The organism is Helicobacter labacensis, from assembly GCF_003660285.1.
In the GTDB taxonomy this organism is placed as follows: domain Bacteria; phylum Campylobacterota; class Campylobacteria; order Campylobacterales; family Helicobacteraceae; genus Helicobacter; species Helicobacter labacensis.
On the sequence record NZ_QXQQ01000062.1, the window covers coordinates 1 to 608 of the forward strand.

At 38.0% G+C, this 608-nt stretch carries 1 pseudogene; it reads left to right on the top strand.

Annotation, left to right across the window (positions count from 1 at the left end):
• Positions 1-608 (top strand): annotated as a pseudogene (locus tag EAO33_RS08895) (type IV secretion system protein); the annotation flags it as partial.

The window sequence follows — 608 nt, forward strand, 5'->3', positions numbered from 1 at the left end:
TTGAATGTCATCCTCTCTATCTTGTTTATGGTGTGGGCTTATAGGCGGGTTAAGGAGGGGGACTTTTTTCAATTTAAGACCTTGATGGGTGTGGGGGTATTTGTGGTGTTTGTAGGCATTATCAACTGGGCGATTTCTGAACCAGCTACTTATATGCGTGAAATTAAAAACATCATCTACATTCCTGCAGAAGCCTTGACAGACATAATTGACAAGAGTATGCGAGCTCTTTTCAATGAAGAATTTAAAAATATTTCCAAAGGGGAGTATACATCCATCGCAAATTTGATTGATCAATCCTACTACGGAATTACCTTATTTTACAGTGCGGTGTTCAAAGAATTAGGATGGAAGATGTTTTTTACAATGTTACCCCAACTCGTCTTGTTTTTCTTATTGGTAGTCGCACAAGTGCTATTTATAGCCCTAGTTTTGATCATTGTGTTGATGGTGTTTGTAGAAACAAAAATTTGGCTAGCTCTGGGCATTGTAGTCTTGCCTTTGGGATTGTTTCCCCAAACTAAGGGAATGTTATTTAGCTACATTAAAAGCTACTCTCTTTGACTCTCTATCAGCCCTGTTTAATGTTGGTGGCCTTTTTCAATTTT